This is a genomic window from Pseudomonas sp. DW-iso17 (genome assembly GCF_058725345.1).
The window spans coordinates 445,621-462,004 of the sequence record NZ_JBZXEA010000032.1 but is presented as its reverse complement, the minus strand read 5'-3'; the positions used below and the strand labels follow the sequence as shown (position 1 = coordinate 462,004).

Annotated in this window: 11 protein-coding genes; 6 read left to right on the top strand and 5 right to left on the bottom strand. The window is 57.1% G+C overall.

What is annotated here, in order from left to right:
- The first annotated feature begins 178 nt into the window (after positions 1 to 178).
- Positions 179 to 850 carry a DUF3313 domain-containing protein gene (locus AC4PS6_RS20180; protein WP_014718489.1) on the top strand — a complete coding sequence of 224 codons (672 nt, stop codon included), beginning with the start codon at positions 179 to 181 and terminating at the stop codon, positions 848 to 850.
- A 53-nt stretch (positions 851 to 903) separates the two neighbouring features.
- On the opposite strand, the gene AC4PS6_RS20175 is transcribed toward AC4PS6_RS20180, so the two are convergent.
- Both AC4PS6_RS20175 and AC4PS6_RS20170 read right to left on the bottom strand, forming a co-directional pair.
- On the bottom strand, positions 904 to 2,304 hold the full coding sequence (locus AC4PS6_RS20175) for a DUF1254 domain-containing protein (RefSeq protein WP_336826609.1): 1,401 nt from the start codon (positions 2,302 to 2,304) through the stop codon (positions 904 to 906).
- Between the two features lie 114 nt (positions 2,305 to 2,418).
- Positions 2,419 to 2,772 carry a response regulator gene (locus AC4PS6_RS20170; protein ID WP_014718487.1) on the bottom strand — a complete coding sequence of 118 codons (354 nt, stop codon included), beginning with the start codon at positions 2,770 to 2,772 and terminating at the stop codon, positions 2,419 to 2,421.
- 262 nt (positions 2,773 to 3,034) lie between these two features.
- Between AC4PS6_RS20170 and AC4PS6_RS20165 the strand changes: the two genes are divergently transcribed.
- The 5 genes from AC4PS6_RS20165 (at position 3,035) to AC4PS6_RS20145 (ending at position 9,602) form a co-directional block, all read left to right on the top strand.
- Entirely contained in the window at positions 3,035 to 6,532 is a 3,498-nt protein-coding gene (locus AC4PS6_RS20165) for a response regulator (RefSeq protein ID WP_014718486.1), read from the top strand.
- Positions 6,533 to 7,363, top strand: a complete 831-nt coding sequence (locus tag AC4PS6_RS20160) for a CheR family methyltransferase (RefSeq protein ID WP_019817062.1) — start codon at positions 6,533 to 6,535, stop codon at positions 7,361 to 7,363.
- Positions 7,360 to 7,959 carry a chemotaxis protein CheB gene (locus tag AC4PS6_RS20155; protein WP_336826607.1) on the top strand — a complete coding sequence of 200 codons (600 nt, stop codon included), beginning with the start codon at positions 7,360 to 7,362 and terminating at the stop codon, positions 7,957 to 7,959. Before AC4PS6_RS20160 ends, AC4PS6_RS20155 begins: the two co-directional genes overlap by 4 nt.
- Positions 7,953 to 9,146 carry a hybrid sensor histidine kinase/response regulator gene (locus AC4PS6_RS20150; protein ID WP_020302773.1) on the top strand — a complete coding sequence of 398 codons (1,194 nt, stop codon included), beginning with the start codon at positions 7,953 to 7,955 and terminating at the stop codon, positions 9,144 to 9,146. The genes AC4PS6_RS20155 and AC4PS6_RS20150 overlap by 7 nt, the downstream gene beginning before the upstream one ends.
- Before the next feature lie 78 nt (positions 9,147 to 9,224).
- Positions 9,225 to 9,602 carry a response regulator gene (locus tag AC4PS6_RS20145; protein ID WP_005788286.1) on the top strand — a complete coding sequence of 126 codons (378 nt, stop codon included), beginning with the start codon at positions 9,225 to 9,227 and terminating at the stop codon, positions 9,600 to 9,602.
- A gap of 108 nt (positions 9,603 to 9,710) precedes the next feature.
- Here the strand turns inward: AC4PS6_RS20145 and AC4PS6_RS20140 are convergent, their stop codons facing one another.
- The 3 genes from AC4PS6_RS20140 to AC4PS6_RS20130 form a co-directional block, all read right to left on the bottom strand.
- Complete coding sequence (locus tag AC4PS6_RS20140; RefSeq protein ID WP_336826604.1) at positions 9,711 to 13,004, bottom strand: hypothetical protein; 3,294 nt, start codon at positions 13,002 to 13,004, stop codon at positions 9,711 to 9,713.
- A 121-nt stretch (positions 13,005 to 13,125) separates the two neighbouring features.
- Positions 13,126 to 14,796 (bottom strand): ATP-binding protein, encoded by a 1,671-nt coding sequence (locus AC4PS6_RS20135; RefSeq protein WP_020302775.1) that lies wholly within the window; start codon positions 14,794 to 14,796, stop codon positions 13,126 to 13,128.
- Positions 14,796 to 16,295, bottom strand: a complete 1,500-nt coding sequence (locus AC4PS6_RS20130) for an ATPase domain-containing protein (protein WP_014718480.1) — start codon at positions 16,293 to 16,295, stop codon at positions 14,796 to 14,798. The genes AC4PS6_RS20135 and AC4PS6_RS20130 overlap by 1 nt, the downstream gene beginning before the upstream one ends.
- Positions 16,296 to 16,384: the final 89 nt, after the last annotated feature.

Genomic DNA, 16,384 nt, shown 5'->3' with positions numbered 1-16,384 from the left:
ACCCATTGAAGGCGGATGAGTCATACGCAGTTGCCAGCCAATTCACCGGAGCAGTTCAAATAACCTTGATCAACGATCACTTCTGATCAATACCCGGCGCTAAATTAAGGTGCGATGCCTCAACATTGGCTATACCTACCACTCGTTCTTACGATGATGCTCGCCAGGGAGTTCAATAATGAAATTAAGGCTAATGATCGGCACACTGTGCGTCGCTTCGCTCGGTATGGCCGGTTGCGCCAGCAAGGTGGTGCAACCGAATGAGTATTCAGGGTTTCTTTCCAACTACAGCCAGCTCAAGGAGGCCAAGTCACCCTCGGGGGCTGAGGTGATGCGCTGGGTTGATCCACAACTGGATTTGAACCGTTACACGGCGGTGTACATCGAGCCCACCCAGTTTTACCCCAAGCCCCAGGCCACTTCCCGCATTCCAGAGAGCACGTTGCGGGGAATCAACGACTATTACAACCAGGCGCTCAAGCGCGAGCTGGCTCAGTCATTGCCCGTGGCCAATGCCCCTGGCCCTGGAGTGATCGTGGTAAGGGCGGCGATTACCGCCGTGAGCAGCAAGACCGAGAGCCTCAAGCCTTATGAGTTTATCCCCGTCGCCCTGGTGGCTGCGGCAGTGAGCACCGGCACCGGCATTCGCGACCAGGAGACCACCCTGGGCACCGAGGCGCAGTTTCTCGACGGCGCCACTCATAAAGTGCTGGCCCAAGTGGTGCGCAAAGGCACCGGCAAGCCGCTGGCTAATGACTCCCAAGTGATGAAGGCCGACGATGTGAAAAGCGTCATCGATGGTTGGGCGTCGGACCTGCACCAGTCCTACGTGAAGCTGAAAAAACACTGAGTCAAAAAAAGCACGGTGGGTCATCGCCCGCCGTGCTTTTTTTTTCGCCGAGCTTATTTAAGCGGCGTCAACGCTGGTAGCTTCCACTGGCCGCCAGCGACTTCAGGCTTGGGCAGGTAAATGCGCAACACCGCGTAGAACGGGCCGGGTGGGGCCGGCAACCAGTTGCTCTGCTCAGCCTTGGGAGGTTCGTGGTGCTGCAGCGCCAGGGTCAAGCCACCATCGGCATCGAGCTTGAGGGTCGGCAGCATCTGCGAGTTGATCAGGTAGCGCTTCTTGTGATTCGGCACCAGCAATTTGGTCTTTGCGTCATACATCGTCAGTGACCAGAACGCATCGGCCGGCGGCAGCTGGTCCTTGGCAAAATGCACGGTGTAGCTGTGGCGTGCACCATTAGCCGGCTTGCCCTCGCTGTCGATGACGTAGCTCAAGTGCGCGGCTTCATCACTGGAGTTGCCGAACATCCCCAGCTCGGCACCGGCGTAGCGGTACAGGTAGTTGTTTTGCAGGTGGTCGCGGCTGCCGTACAGGTCTGCGTCGGTCACTTGGTGGGTATCCACCTTGGCCTTCTTGAACGCGGCGAATTCGGCGCGGCCATCGGCGATGCCGTCCTCCAGGGCCTTGCGCTGCTCGGTAGTCAACTGCTTGACCTTGAACGGCGCGCCTGGGGCGATACCGATCTTGGCAAAGCGTGCCAGCAGATCTTTTTCGCTGTCCTGGGGCGCGGCGAAGGCCAGCATGAAGTTCAGGTAGCGAAACAGCTGCGGGCCTTCGGTCATGGTTGCCATCGGCTTGGGCCATTGGATCTTCGGCACAGTGGCAGGCGCGGGTTGCTTCACATAACTGCTCAGCGCCTGCACCTTGTAGCCGCTCTGGATCTGCTTGACCTTGCCCAGGTCTTTGTCATCAAACAGCTGCGTGCGGTAAAGGGCGTAGGCGATGTTGCTTTCGCTGTAGACCACACGGTCGATGTCCACCGGCTGCTGACCTTTCCAGTCTGGCCCGGCGATCATGTAGTGGCCGCCGTTATTGCCGGTACTGCGGGTACCCAGGTAGGCAAAATTCTGCGTATAGAGGTCGATCAACTGCACCGAGTAATAGCGCTTGTCTTCAATCTTGGGCAGGGTCAGCACCAGCGGCTCTCTACGCAGGTCCATCCACACGAACGAGTAGGGCGTGTCGACGTTGGGGGTGGTAACCGCGTTGTCCTTGGGGGTGAGCACCTGGACGCCGTTGTCGATACGGTTAAACGGCGCCTTGAAGTGGGCACCGCCTTTATCAACGGCCTGGGTGTAGAGCGTCTTGTACATCTGCACCACCGGGAAGCCGTACAAGTAGGCTTCCTTGGCAATGGCCCTGGCTTCGCTGGGGCTTGCGGTGAAGTCAGCCCAGGCGCCGGAGCTCATGAGTATCCAGAGGCTCGCCAACAGCAGGCGCGTCGGTTTTCCAATCATGTTGTTGCGTCCTTCCTGAGTGCTATCTGAGAGCGTGGCGTGAAGGCGCTGAGTTTCCTGTTTTATTGGCCGGTCGTCACGTTAATCTCTGAAAAGGACGATGAGGAAGGGGCGTTAGAGCATGGATTTGACTTTGTCACGCAATTGATCAATGGAGAACGGCTTGCCAATCACCTGCATACCGGCGGGCACATCAATGTTTTCGGCATAGCCGCTGGCAAACAGGATAGGCAGGGTAGCGCGCAGTTCGCGGACTTTGGTTGCCAGTTGCTTGCCGTCCATGTCGGGCAGGCCGACGTCGGTCATCATCAGGTCGATGATCTGGTCGGTATTTTGCACCTGCGCCAGTGCTTCCCCAGCATCCGCGGCTTCGAGCACAGTGAACTCCAACTCTTCGAGGACATCGACGATCAGCATGCGCACGATGGCGTCGTCTTCGACTACAAGGATGGTGGAGGTGTGGGACATAGTGAACTTTCCTGAACAGTGAGAGCGCTGGGCTTAAAGGCAACTAGATTGTGAGTAATAACAATGCCAGCAAGTTCCGAAGCAATTGCTGGCATTGTGACCTTAGCGGCGCAAAAAGTCCCGTCCGCTTGCGTGTCGACTCACCAAGGTACCGGCGCCATGCGCTTGACCGCATCCGCTGTCAATCAACGCACAAACATAGCGTTGAGCGATGTTATTCGGGCAAACTTGCGGTTTTCCCGCATTTGGCCAAGGCATGCCCATGACACCCGCGTCGTCCGTCGATGAAAAAAGCTTTCGTACCCTGCTGAGCCGGAACGTGGCCCTGCCCTTGGGCGTGGGCGTGCTCAGCGCGGTGTTTTTCGTCTGCCTGATTACCTATTTGCTCTCGGTGATCCAGTGGGTGGAGCACACCGACCGCGTCATTAACAACCTCAATGAGACGTCCAAACTGACGGTTGACCTGGAAACAGGGATGCGCGGGTTCCTGATCACCGGTGACGAGCACTTCCTTGATCCGTACGAAGTGGCCAAGCCGCGGATCATTGCCGACCTGCGCAATCTGCAAGACCTGGTAGCCGACAATCCGCAGCAGGTTGACCGGCTCAAGCGCTTGGAAACCTTGCAGACCGAATGGAACACCTACGCGCAGTCGATGATTGAGCTGCAGCGCAACAGCGGTGATTACCGTGGCGCGGTCAAGGCGGGCCGGGGCAAGCGGCTCACTGATGAAATTCGCAAGGAATACGAAGACGCGGTGGCGATGGAGCAGCAGTTCCGTATCACCCGTAACGCAGAGGTCACCCGCACGACGGTGATCAGTGTCACGTTGTACCTGGCGTTTGTACTGGGGTTGAGTGGTTTTCTGGCCTACATCGGCAGGAAGAATTTAATCTCACTTTCAAAGAGTTACAGCGCAAACCTCGCGTCACAACAGAAGATTGCACGGCGCCTCGAGCAAACCGCCTGGCTGCGCAATGGCCAGACCGAGCTGGCCGAGCAAGTACTCGGCCAACTGACCCTGAACATGCTGGGACGCAATATCCTGCAATTCTTCGCCCAGTACATGGGCTCTGCGGTCGCCGCGCTGTACGTGCGTGAAGAACACGGCGGCCTCAAGCGCGTGGCCACGTATGGTTTCTCCCGCGAGCAGGAACAGCAAGAACAGTCGATCTACAGCGACGAAGGCATCGTCGGGCAGGCCGCTCAGCTCAATCGTCTGATTCGCCTGGACGATGTGCCGGTGGATTACTTCAAGGTCAGTTCCGGTCTTGGCGAAGGGGCCACTCGCAGCATCCTGGTGATGCCGACCAGCGATGATGACCGTGTCAACGGCGTAGTCGAGCTGGGCTTCCTGCGCCCTCTGGATGAGCGTGATATCGAACTGCTGGAACTGATCGCCGGCAATATCGGCACCTCCATCGAAGCCGCGCGCTATCGCCAGCGCTTGCAGGAAGTGCTGGCCGAGACCCAGCAACTCAACGAAGAGCTGCAAGTGCAGCAGGAAGAGCTCAAGACCGCCAACGAAGAGCTCGAAGAGCAATCGCGCATCCTCAAGGAGTCCCAGGCTCACCTGGAAACCCAACAGGCTGAGCTTGAACAGACCAACGAGCAACTCGCCGAACAGACCCAGACCCTGGCCGAACAGCGCGACGCCATGGACCGCAAGAACATCGAGCTGAACCAGGCCCAGCTTGAGCTGGAAGACCGCGCCGATGAGTTGCAGCGCTCCAGCAAGTACAAATCCGAATTTCTTGCCAACATGTCCCATGAGCTGCGCACACCGCTCAACAGTTCGCTGATCCTGGCCAAACTGCTGGCGGATAACCCGCAGGAAAACCTCAGCGCCGAGCAGGTCAAGTTTGCCGAGTCGATCTATTCGGCCGGCAATGACTTGCTCAACCTGATCAACGACATCCTGGATATTTCCAAGGTCGAAGCCGGCAAGCTGGAAGTGCGCCCGGAAAACGCCAGCGTCGAGCGCCTGGTGGATGGCCTGCGTGGCATGTTCGAGCCGCTGGCAATGGACCGCAAACTGGGCTTCCAGGTGGACGTGCAACAAGGCTCGCCAACCCTGCTGTTTACTGATCGCCAACGCCTGGAGCAGATCCTCAAGAACCTGTTGTCCAACGCCATCAAGTTCACTGAACAGGGCGAGGTCAGCCTGTCGGTGTCCCGCGCGCCGGGGGAGGGCATTGCCTTTACCGTGCGCGATTCCGGCATTGGTATCGCCCCGGATCAACAGGAAAGCATCTTCGAAGCTTTCCGCCAGGCCGACGGCACCACCAATCGCCGTTACGGCGGTACAGGCCTGGGCTTGTCGATTTCCCGTGACCTGGCCACCTTGCTGGGCGGCTATATCAGTGTGACCAGCGAACCGGGCAAAGGCAGTATTTTCACGCTCGTATTGCCTGAACAGTATGTAGAACGCGACGAGGCCGCGGCGCCGATCGAGCCACCGCGCCAAGTGGTGGTCGCGCCGGCACCAACGCCCGTCAAGGTATCGCCGCTGCCGGTGGCTGATGCCGAGTTGATCCCGCGCTTTGCCGATGACCGCGAAAAAGCGCCGTTCAGCACTCGCTGCATCCTGGTAGTGGAAGACGAGCCGAATTTTGCGCGCATTCTGTTCGATCTTGCCCACGAGCTGGGTTACCACTGCCTGGTCGCCCACGGTGCCGACGAGGGCTACAGCCTCGCCGAGCAATACATCCCCGACGCGATTCTGCTGGACATGCGCCTGCCCGACCACTCAGGACTGACTGTGCTGCAACGCCTCAAGGAGCACGCCAACACGCGCCACATCCCGGTGCACGTGATCTCTGTGGAAGACCGTGTCGAAGCCGCCATGCACATGGGTGCCATCGGTTATGCGGTCAAGCCCACCACCCGCGAAGAGCTCAAGGACGTGTTCGCGCGCCTGGAAGCCAAGTTGACCCAGAAGGTCAAGCGCATCCTGCTGGTGGAAGACGATGACCTGCAGCGCGACAGCATTGCCCGCCTGATCGGCGACGATGACATCGAGATCACTGCCGTAGGCTTCGCCCAAGAGGCCCTCGACCTGTTGCGCACCACCATCTACGACTGCATGATCATCGACCTCAAGCTGCCGGACATGCTCGGCAACGAGCTGCTCAAGCGCATGGCCACCGAGGACATCTGCTCGTTCCCGCCGGTGATCGTCTACACCGGGCGCAACCTGACCCGGGACGAAGAGGCCGAACTGCGCAAGTATTCACGCTCGATCATCATCAAGGGGGCGCGCTCGCCCGAGCGTCTGCTGGATGAAGTCACGCTGTTTCTGCACAAAGTCGAATCCCAGTTGTCCCATGACCGCCAGAAGATGCTCAAGACCGCCCGCAGCCGCGACAAGGTGTTCGAGGGGCGCAAAATCCTCTTGGTGGACGACGACGTGCGCAATATCTTCGCCCTGACCAGCGCCCTGGAGCACAAAGGTGCTGTGGTGGTGATCGGGCGTAACGGCCAGGAGGCTATCGATAAACTCAATGAAGTCGAAGATATCGACCTGGTGCTGATGGACGTGATGATGCCGGAGATGGACGGTTACGAGGCCACCGCCTTGATCCGCCAGGACCCACGCTGGAAAAAACTGCCAATCATTGCCGTGACGGCCAAGGCCATGAAGGACGATCAGGAGCGTTGCCTGGCAGCAGGCTCAAACGATTACCTGGCCAAGCCGATTGACCTGGACCGCCTGTTCTCACTGATTCGCGTATGGCTACCGAAGATGGAACGCATTTAAGTGGAGCAGTGTTTCTTGGATAAGAGCAGCGATATTGAGCTGCGCCTGTTGATCGAGGCGATTTACCTCAAGTACAGCTACGACTTTCGCGACTATTCGGGCGCGTCGGTCAAACGCCGTGTGGCCCATGCCTTGCGTCAGTTCGACTGCGCGACCATTTCCGCACTGCAAGAGCGCGTGTTGCACGACCCTGCAGCGTTCATGCAGTTGCTGCAATTCTTGACCATCCCGGTGAGCGAGATGTTTCGCGACCCGTCGCACTTCCTCGCGATTCGCCAGGAAGTCGTGCCGCTGCTCAAGACCTACCCGTCGATCAAGATCTGGATCGCCGGCTGCAGCACAGGCGAGGAGGTGTACTCCATGGCCATCCTGCTGCGTGAAGAAGGCTTGCTGGAACGCACCATCATCTACGCCACGGACATCAACCCGGCGTCGCTGGATAAAGCCAAGCAGGGCATCTTTTCCCTGGAGAACGTGCGCGCCTATACCGCCAATTATCAGCAGGCCGGCGGGCAACGTTCATTTGCCGACTACTACACAGCAGCTTACGATTACGCGATCTTTGACAAGACATTGCGCGAGAACGTGACCTTTGCCGATCACAGCCTGGCGACCGACAGCGTATTTTCAGAAACGCAATTAATTTCATGCCGTAACGTATTGATTTATTTCAATAAAAAATTGCAAGATCGAGCGTTTGGCTTGTTTCATGAGTCGCTGTGTCATCGCGGCTTTTTGGTGCTGGGCAGCAAGGAAACCCTGGATTTTTCCGCCTACAGCAAGCAATTCGAACCCTTGGTCAAGCAGGAACGGATCTACCGAAAATCATGAGCGACGCGCCGGACACCCCGATTTCGGGGATCGAAGCCATCGTCGTCGGCGCGTCCGCCGGCGGCGTCGAGGCGTTGCTGAGTATTTTCGGCCAGTTGTCCAGTACCTTCGGCCTGCCGATCATTGCCGTGCTGCACCTGCCGGACGAGCGCCGCAGCCAATTGGCGGAAGTCTTTGCCCGGCGCCTGAACATCCCGGTCAAGGAGGCAAGGGACAAAGAAGCGCTGGAGGCGGGCACCTTGTACTTTGCCGGGCCCGGTTATCACCTGTCGGTAGAGCAGGACCGCAGCCTGTCCCTGAGCCAGGAAGACCGGGTGCACCATTCCAGACCCGCCATCGACTACCTGTTTTCCTCGGCGGCCGATGTGTATGGGCCTCGCCTGCTCGCCATTTTGTTGACTGGCGCCAACCAGGACGGCGCAAGTGGGCTGGCCCACGTCAAGCAATCGGGTGGCATTACCATCGTGCAGGACCCACAAGAGGCACGCATTGCCGTCATGCCCCTGGCGGCCCTGGCCTTGCACACACCTGACCATATTCTTTCCTTGAGCCGAATCGGCTCATTGCTGGCTTCCCTGGAACCCTTCCCATGTTAAGTACTGTCCAGGCCAAACTGCTGATCGTCGACGATCTGCCGGAAAACCTGCTGGCCCTAGAGGCGCTGATCAAGCGTGAGGATCGCCAGGTCTTCAAGGCATTGAGTGCCGATGAGGCGTTGTCCCTGTTGCTGGAACATGAATTCGCCATGGCGATCCTCGACGTGCAGATGCCTGGCATGAACGGGTTCGAGCTGGCCGAACTGATGCGCGGCACCGAAAAGACCAAGAACATCCCCATCGTGTTCGTCAGCGCCGCCGGGCGCGAACTCAACTACGCCTTCAAGGGTTATGAGAGCGGCGCGGTGGACTTCCTGCATAAGCCCTTGGATATCCATGCGGTCAAGAGCAAGGTCAATGTGTTCGTCGACCTGTATCGCCAGAGCAAGGCGATGAAGCTGCAAGTCGAAGAGCTGGAGCGTAGCCGCCGCGAGCAGGAACTGTTGCTCACGCGCCTGCAGGCCACTCAGGCCGAACTGGAACAAGCGGTGCGCATGCGTGACGATTTCATGTCGATTGTCGCCCACGAAGTGCGTACACCCCTGAACGGGCTGATTCTGGAGACCCAGTTGCGCAAGATGCACCTGGCCCGGGACAACGCCGCCGCGTTCACTCTGGACAAGATGCACGCCATGGTTGACCGCGATGAGCGCCAGATCAAAAGCCTGATCCGTCTGATCGAAGACATGCTTGACGTGTCACGCATCCGTACCGGCAAGCTGTCCATACGCCCGGCGCGTTTTGACCTGGCGCAGTTGGTGCGCAACCTCGTGCACAACTTCGAGCCACAGGTCGCCGCGGCTGAATCGTCGATGCAGTTGGTGGCAGACGAGCCTGTAGAGGGCCACTGGGATGAATTCCGTATCGAGCAGGTGATCACCAACCTGCTGACCAATGCCCTGCGCTACGGGGCTAAAAGCCCGGTGGATGTACGGGTGTATACCGAGCATGGCGAGGCGCGCGTGGAAGTGCGCGACCGTGGCATTGGTATCAGTGAAGACAACCAGAAGCGTATTTTCCAGCAGTTCGAACGGGTTTCCGCCAATCATGCCGCCGCCGGCCTGGGCCTGGGATTGTTTATTTCCGAGCAGATAGTAGCGGCCCATGGCGGCACCATCGAGGTGGAGAGCCAGATAGGCGAGGGCGCCTTGTTTCGTGTGTGCTTGCCCCTTGAGGCGACCGCGTGAAATCAATCGTCAGCTCGACGCAACCTCTGCGTGACCCCATGGTCGTAACTGCAGCAATTGACCGGACAAAGGCTTCCCATGAGTGAAGATGCACAAGATGTCGTACTGATCGTCGAGGACGACGAATCCATTATGTTTGTGCTGGGTGAGTACCTGGCAGGCTTGGGCTACCGGGTCTTGAAGGCGATCGACGGGGAGCAGGCCTTCGAAATCCTTGCGACCAAACCGCACCTGGACTTGATGGTCACCGATTACCGCCTGCCGGGTGGAATTTCCGGGGTGCAGATCGCTGAGCCGGCGCTCAAGCTGCGACCGGAACTGAAAGTGATCTTTATCAGCGGCTATCCGCAGGAAATTCTCGACTGCAACAGCCCGATCACGCGCAACGCGCCGATTTTGGCCAAGCCGTTTGATCTGGATACGCTGCAGGAGCATATCCAGCGTTTATTGGCGTGATGATTCAAACGAGACGCGCAAGTTTTGTGCGATAGCAAAAGTTCTTCTCGAACCACCGAGAAGAACCTTTTTGAGGTATTGCGCGTTTTTCCCGCTTGACGACATCCTTTATGCCGAAGGCACGAAATCCTTCAAGGGAAGACCAAACGGCTGTTTACTGACAGGGTCAAGGGCATACCATTTGCCGTTTTTCTGGGTGGCAGCGATTGCTGTTGTTGTCCCTTGCATGTTGGCGTTGCCTATTGTGGCGTTCTCAACGTTCCTGAAGATCTTTACAGGGTCATACTTGATTTTAAACGAAGGTTGATTATTCCGTCCGGGACCACTGTTCGCCAAGTAAGTTATACCTTCTTGCACGAAGCCTTGCGCAATACCCTTTGGATCGATAGGGTTGAGTGCGCCTATGGCGCCACGCACCAATCTTTTTGCGGTACTTCCAAACGCAGACGAGCCCGCTCTGGCACCAGCGCCAGCGGCCCGCACCGCCCCACCGGCGCCGGCAAGAAGAAAGCCAAAAACATCAAACGCCACATCGATAAGGCCCTCGCGCCAGTTTCCTGCGATAAAGTTTTTGACGGCGTTATAACCCGGAATAAGCCCTACCACAAAATCTTCGATTTTTTGCCAGAAAGGGACTTCACCATCGAATGCAGTGGTGCCCCGCAGTGACTCTGCGTTATCCCGAATACTGATTTTTTTTACCATGGCATCAGCGATGTACTGGGTCTTTTCGCTGGCGAAGCTGTTGGGGGCATCGTTGACCGCGTCGGTGGACCCGGCCGCAAGAACGTTATCGCTGTAATTGCCATCAGGGGCGATGGGGACAAGGCGCTTGGAGTTAATCTTATCGTCCGAAATGGCACCTGGAATTTTGTCGTTCAAATCGATACGTTTTCGAATGGTATTTTTTGCGCTGTCTATTTCATAGGTATGGGTGCCTTTATTGCCTTGTGCATCCACAAACTCGCTTTGTAAAAATATACTGGTCGGTGACGAGTCTTTTCTTTTTTGTACCTGCGAATAAGCTTCGTACGAAACGTCTACTTCTTTAGAAATCGTAACTTTCCCATGCTCAATTATTTTTCGATCCTCAATAGGGAGTTTGGAAATCAAGTTCTTGACTTGCGTTTGCGTGGCTCGTTCAAAGCGATCGAATAAAACAGAAAGCTGTGTTTCGAATGTATAAACTACGGAACTATTTGTAAACTTTCGCAAGGCGATGGTGCTAAGGTCGATATCTTTATCGCTGGATGTATAGCTATCCAAAGCGACATCCTTATGGTGTCGCTCCGCGTTAATCAATATATCCACCAATGAGTAGGGCCCTGGAAATTCCAAAAAGCCAGAGTCCTTTGGTGTCAGCACTTTTCGTTTTATTTGCTCTTCCGACAAGTGCGGATTTTGCTCTTTGATGCTGGCCACTGCCATTTCATGCAACACAGGGAACGGCGTCGCAAACGTCTTGGAAGACTCATTCAACTGATGCATCTGCTCATTGAATGCAGCGCGTACCTTTGCCATATCTTCTTCTGAGTATTGATCTGTGCTGCTCCTGGTCAGCACACCATTGTAAACGCCCCAGTCTTTCAGGGCGTCCGTTTGAGCCTGCTGCTCAACCAGTTTGTCTGCCAGCGTTATTGGCGCCAGTTCATGTCGCATCATGACTTGGGCATACGTCATTCGGCTGGTCGAGCCAGGAGCCTCAGCCTCTATACGGGCTACTGCCGTAACGAAACTGACCCAAGAGTGGGTACCCTTGGTCAATGTTTCGGGTATGTCTTTGACCAGGAGTTCCGGAGCCTTGCGGGCCAATAGAACTTCCATGGCCAGCACGCCGTTGTAATGGTTCGTCACTCCGGTTTCGCGCAAGTGATCAGACAGCGTTGCGTATATGTCTTGGGCGTTCATTCCGGAGAGGTTCATGTTGGCGAGGTCGAAGCCTGCAACTTTAGTCCTGTTCGAATCGGGTGAAGTTGCGTTGATGCTGAGGGGGTCCAACGAGTCGTAGAGCGCTGTCAACATCCAATCAGCGATCACGTTAGGCGATGCAATTTCGCCAAATTCGCGCTCCGCCGCAAGGGCGAATTTTTTAACATTGGGAAACTCCAGGACGTTGTCAATGCCGCGGCTACGATCTTCCAGAAAGCTTGCACCGAAATTCTGTCGATATTCAACCCCGCGAGTCAAATAGGCGAGCAGGGTGTTTTCTGGCTGACCTTCCAAAAACTTACTGGTCATGGCGGCAAGTGCACGCCGATCATCATTGCTCATCGGCGTTGGCCATGAGTGCGCCCCACCTAGATTGCCATGCGCCGGTTTTTCAATGGGAGGGCTTGCCAACGACTGCGCAATGTTCTTTAACTCCGACGCATTAGTTGGAAGTACTATGCCATGCCCTACGAGGTAGTCGCGCAGCGTCACCGCCACATCCGGTTTCAGATTGTGGTCCCGGAAGTAGGAAGAGGTGGGATCTATCTCAACTGGCGTATCCAGAACATTTTGCAACCGTTGCTTAATGGTTAGCTGGAGCTTTTCGATAGTTTCTTCGTAACCAGATCTTTTTTGCCAGAATTGGAGCTCGGCCTCCAGGTCCTCAAGGTCCTTAGCTTTTTCGTTTACGACGTTTGATATTACCCCAATCACGGCATTTCGATTGTTCAGATCCCCCAACTCCGACACTTGATTATTCAGGTATTGCTGGGGAGGGAAATTAAACCTCTCATTGTAGGTGTCAGAATCCGGATCCTGCAGTTTATCAAGTAGCTGCTGGATGGATGCCTGTCGCTGAGAAGGCGATAGTATGCGGTCGGAGGGCACGGCATGACCATGAAACCGTGCGATGTCTGCGATCGTTGCGGTGGTCGCGGTGGATGCGGTATCGAAACTTACGACATTGCCGGGGCCTGCCAGCGTTTTGGCAACACTCATGAGCAGGGGCCAACCCGTAAAGCTGTGAATATCCAAGGATTTGGCGGTGGGCGTGGGCGGTGAAAAGTCGAAGGGGTTTCGCTGTTTGGCCCCCGTGGTAGTGACGTCGAGGGTACCGCTGTCGACATTGATAGTAAGCGGCTTTGATAGGTCTACATCATTCTGCTTGGCCCAGTCCTTGAACGCAGGGCTTCCAAGTAGTTTAAGCATCAGCGCACGCGTCTGCCCTAAGGACGAATTCCACGGAATTCTGTCAACTTCAACTTCGCGATAGTCTTGATTGTCACCCAACAAATCTCGCAACGTACCACCGTATATGCTGGCTAACCACTGATCCTTATCTTGCAGAGAGGTTTGTCTTGTTCCCGGAAGCTCTGTCGCGACCTCGAGGCGGGCAGATTGCGGTTGTGGAACGGCGCTTGCCAGTTGGGGCGTATAAAGCTCGGAAAAGCGTGAATTGGAAATGGCAGTCATCAGAAATATTCCTGGTCGATGTGGGTAGTGCGTTATTCGCCAACGTATGTGGAAAAAAACTCACATCGATTCCATCTGCTGCCTGCTAAACCGTGACGACTTATTGCCACATGTGGCCGCTCTACGCCTGGATCATCTCCCGCACCTTGGCCGTCAACAAATCAAACGTAAAAGGCTTGGTGATCAGTTGCATCCCCGGGTCCAGGAAGCCACCCCGCACCGCGGCGTGCTCGGCGTATCCGGTAATAAACAATACTTTGAGTTCCGGACGAATCTGCCGGCCGATTTCCGCCAGTTGTCGGCCGTTCATCCCCGGCAAACCGACGTCGCTGATCATCAGGTCGATGCGCTGTTCGGATTCAATGATCGGCACCGCCGCATTCGCGTCCCCAGCCTCGATAAACCCGTAACCCAGTTCTTTGAGCACCGCGCTGACCAACACCCGAACTGCGGGATCATCCTCGACGATCAAAACCGTTTCCCCTGCATTGGCAAACGGCAGCAATGTCGGGTTGAGCGGCTCCTGAGCTTGGGGCTCACCGATAAAGCGCGGCAGGAACAAACTGACCGTCGTACCTTTGCCGACTTCGCTGTGGATGGTCACATGCCCACGAGACTGGCGAGCGAAGCCGTAGATCATCGACAGCCCAAGACCGGTGCCTTGGCCGATGGGTTTGGTGGTAAAAAACGGATCGAACACGCGATCCATCAGGTGTTGCGGTATGCCGCAACCGTTGTCGCTGACACTCAGTTCTACGTAGTCGCCCGGGGTCAAGGTGCCGTAGGCGGCGGTAAAGACACTGTCGAGGTGACGATTGGTGGTCTCCACGGTCAGCGTGCCACCCGTGGGCATGGCGTCGCGCGCGTTGATCACCAGGTTGAGCAGGGCGCTTTCGAGCTGGTTCGGGTCGGCCTCGGCCGTCCACAAGGCGTCGCTCAGGCGCATGTCCAGGTTGATACTTTCGTTGATGCTGCGTTGCAATAATTCGCCCATGGACGTGACCAACTGGTTGATCTGCACAGGCTTGGAGTCCAGTGATTGTCGACGGGAGAACGCCAACAGTCGATGGGTGAGGCTCGCCGCGCGGTTGGCCGAGGTCACGCCCAGGTCGATCAGGCTGTCCAGGTCATCCAGTTTGCCCCGGGACACACGTCGGCGTAGCAGTTCCAGGCTACCGATAATGCCGGTAAGCATATTGTTGAAGTCATGGGCGATACCACCGGTCAACTGGCCAACGGCTTCCATTTTCTGCGATTGACGCAGGGCTTCTTCATTGTGACGCAGTTGGGCGGTGCGTTCCTCCACTTGCTGCTCAAGCGTTTCCAAAGTGCGCTGGAGACGCAACTCACTCTCGCTCAAGTCAATCAACCGGTCCCGCGCTTCGTACTGGCGCCGTCGACCGCGCAGGGCCGCGCTCACCAGGCTGATCAAGGTGATGGGATGGAACGGCCGCTCCAGAAACGTGACGTTGCCCAGCAAGCCGCTCAGCCGCGTCGAGCCGTTCTGCTCTTTGCCGCCATGCTGGGTCATCAGCACGATAGGCAGGTCGGACCAGGCCGGTTGCTGATGCAACAGCTCGAGTAACGGCTCAAGGTCGACGCCACGCAGTGCCTCAGCCGCAATGATGAGCAGCCCGGCGCCTTGCGTCAGCTCTTCGCACAAAGCGGCCAGGCTGTTGGCGACAATCCCGCTGTAGCCGGCTTCGTTAAGCATCATCAGCGCCAATGAGCCATCGCGGCCCATGGGCGCCAGCACGATGGCACGCTCGTAGACGGGAGACAGGGCCGGCACTAGCCCTCATCCTTGAGCAGAGGGGAGCCGGCACCCATATAGGTTGGAATGCCCCGCAGCACACCCTGGAAGTTATCCAGGGGTACACCTACCGTCATACCGCGGCTGCCGATGCGATATTCACGAATGGTCGACTCGTGGGAGCCCGTTCTTTTTTTGATGACCGAAATGGCCCGGCGAACTTTACCCAGGGCCTCGAAATAACGCAGCAAGATCACGGTGTCGGCCAGGTAGGTGATGTCGACCGGCGTCTGCATGTCGCCGACCAGGCCGTGCTGGGCCACCGTCATGAAGGTGGCTGCACCACGGCGGTTAAGGTATAGCAGCAGTTCATGCATATGCAGGATCAGCGCGTTTTCTTCGGGCATGGCCGCCTGGTAGCCGTTGATACTGTCGATGACCACGGTCTTGATACCGCGCTCATCCACGCAGCGGCGAACCCGGTGGGAAAATTCGCCGGGGGAGAGTTCGGCCGCGTCGACCTGTTCGATCAGCAGGTTTCCGGTGTCCCGTAAGGCGGCGAGGTCGATGCCCATGTTCTTCATGCGCTCGAACAGCAGGCCCAGCTCTTCATCGAAGATGAACAGCGCAGCCTTTTCGCCACGGGCCACGGCGGCGGCAGCGAAGATCATCGAGATCAAAGACTTGCCGGTACCGGCCGGGCCGAGAATCAGGCTGCTGGAGCCGGTCTCGATCCCCCCGCCGAGCAGAGAATCCAACTCCTCGATACCGCTGCTCAAGGTTTGACGGTTGTAACCGCCGCGATGTTCGGCCGCCACCAGGCGCGGGAATACGTGAATGCCGTCGCCCATGATGGTGAAGTCGTGGAAGCCGCCACGGTATTTCTGGCCCCGGTACTTGACCACACGGATACGCCGACGCTCGGCGCCATAGTTGGGCGTCAGCTCCTCCAGGCGAATCACCCCGTGCGCAACGCTGTGCACGGTCTTATCCAGGGATTCGGTGGTCAAGTCATCCAGCAGTAACACGGTGGCGTCATAACGCACGAAGTAGTGCTTGATCGCCAGGATCTGCCGGCGATAGCGCAACGAGCTTTGCGCCAGAAGGCGGATCTCAGACAGGCTGTCGACCACCACGCGGGTCGGCTTGACCCGCTCTACCACTTCAAAGATCTGGCGGGTGGCTTCACCCAGCTCCAGGTCGGAGGAGTACAGCAGGCTTTGCTGGTGATCGGCGTTGAGCAGGCTTTCCGGTGGGGTCAGCTCGAAGATATGAATATGCTCATCCAAGTCCCAGCCGTGGGATTTGGCACCCTGGCGCAGTTCGTGCTCGGTTTCGGACAGGGTGATATATAAGCAACGTTCGCCGTTCTGCGCACCGGCCCGCAGAAAATGCAGGGCCACGGTGGTTTTACCGGTGCCGGGTTCGCCTTCGAGCAAAAACACGTGGCTTCGCGATAGCCCCCCGGCAAGAATGTCATCAAGACCTTCGACGCCGGTGGCCGCCTTTTCACTCAACAGCTGTTTGGATGTACTCAAGAAGTGCCCTCAGGTCACGTACAAGTAGAGGGGCACGCCGACTGGGACGTGCCATATTCACTTGACCGTAGTGGCCACTAGCGGTTCAA

Excerpts from the sequence above, each read along its gene's own strand:
- AC4PS6_RS20145 (WP_005788286.1), top strand. The coding sequence starts at position 9,225 with ATGAGTGAAGATGCACAAGATGTCGTACTGATCGTCGAGGACGACGAA.
- AC4PS6_RS20175 (WP_336826609.1), bottom strand. The coding sequence starts at position 2,304 with ATGATTGGAAAACCGACGCGCCTGCTGTTGGCGAGCCTCTGGATACTC.
- AC4PS6_RS20165 (WP_014718486.1), top strand. The coding sequence starts at position 3,035 with ATGACACCCGCGTCGTCCGTCGATGAAAAAAGCTTTCGTACCCTGCTG.
- AC4PS6_RS20140 (WP_336826604.1), bottom strand. The coding sequence starts at position 13,004 with ATGACTGCCATTTCCAATTCACGCTTTTCCGAGCTTTATACGCCCCAA.
- AC4PS6_RS20150 (WP_020302773.1), top strand. The coding sequence starts at position 7,953 with ATGTTAAGTACTGTCCAGGCCAAACTGCTGATCGTCGACGATCTGCCG.
- AC4PS6_RS20170 (WP_014718487.1), bottom strand. The coding sequence starts at position 2,772 with ATGTCCCACACCTCCACCATCCTTGTAGTCGAAGACGACGCCATCGTG.
- AC4PS6_RS20180 (WP_014718489.1), top strand. The coding sequence starts at position 179 with ATGAAATTAAGGCTAATGATCGGCACACTGTGCGTCGCTTCGCTCGGT.
- AC4PS6_RS20155 (WP_336826607.1), top strand. The coding sequence starts at position 7,360 with ATGAGCGACGCGCCGGACACCCCGATTTCGGGGATCGAAGCCATCGTC.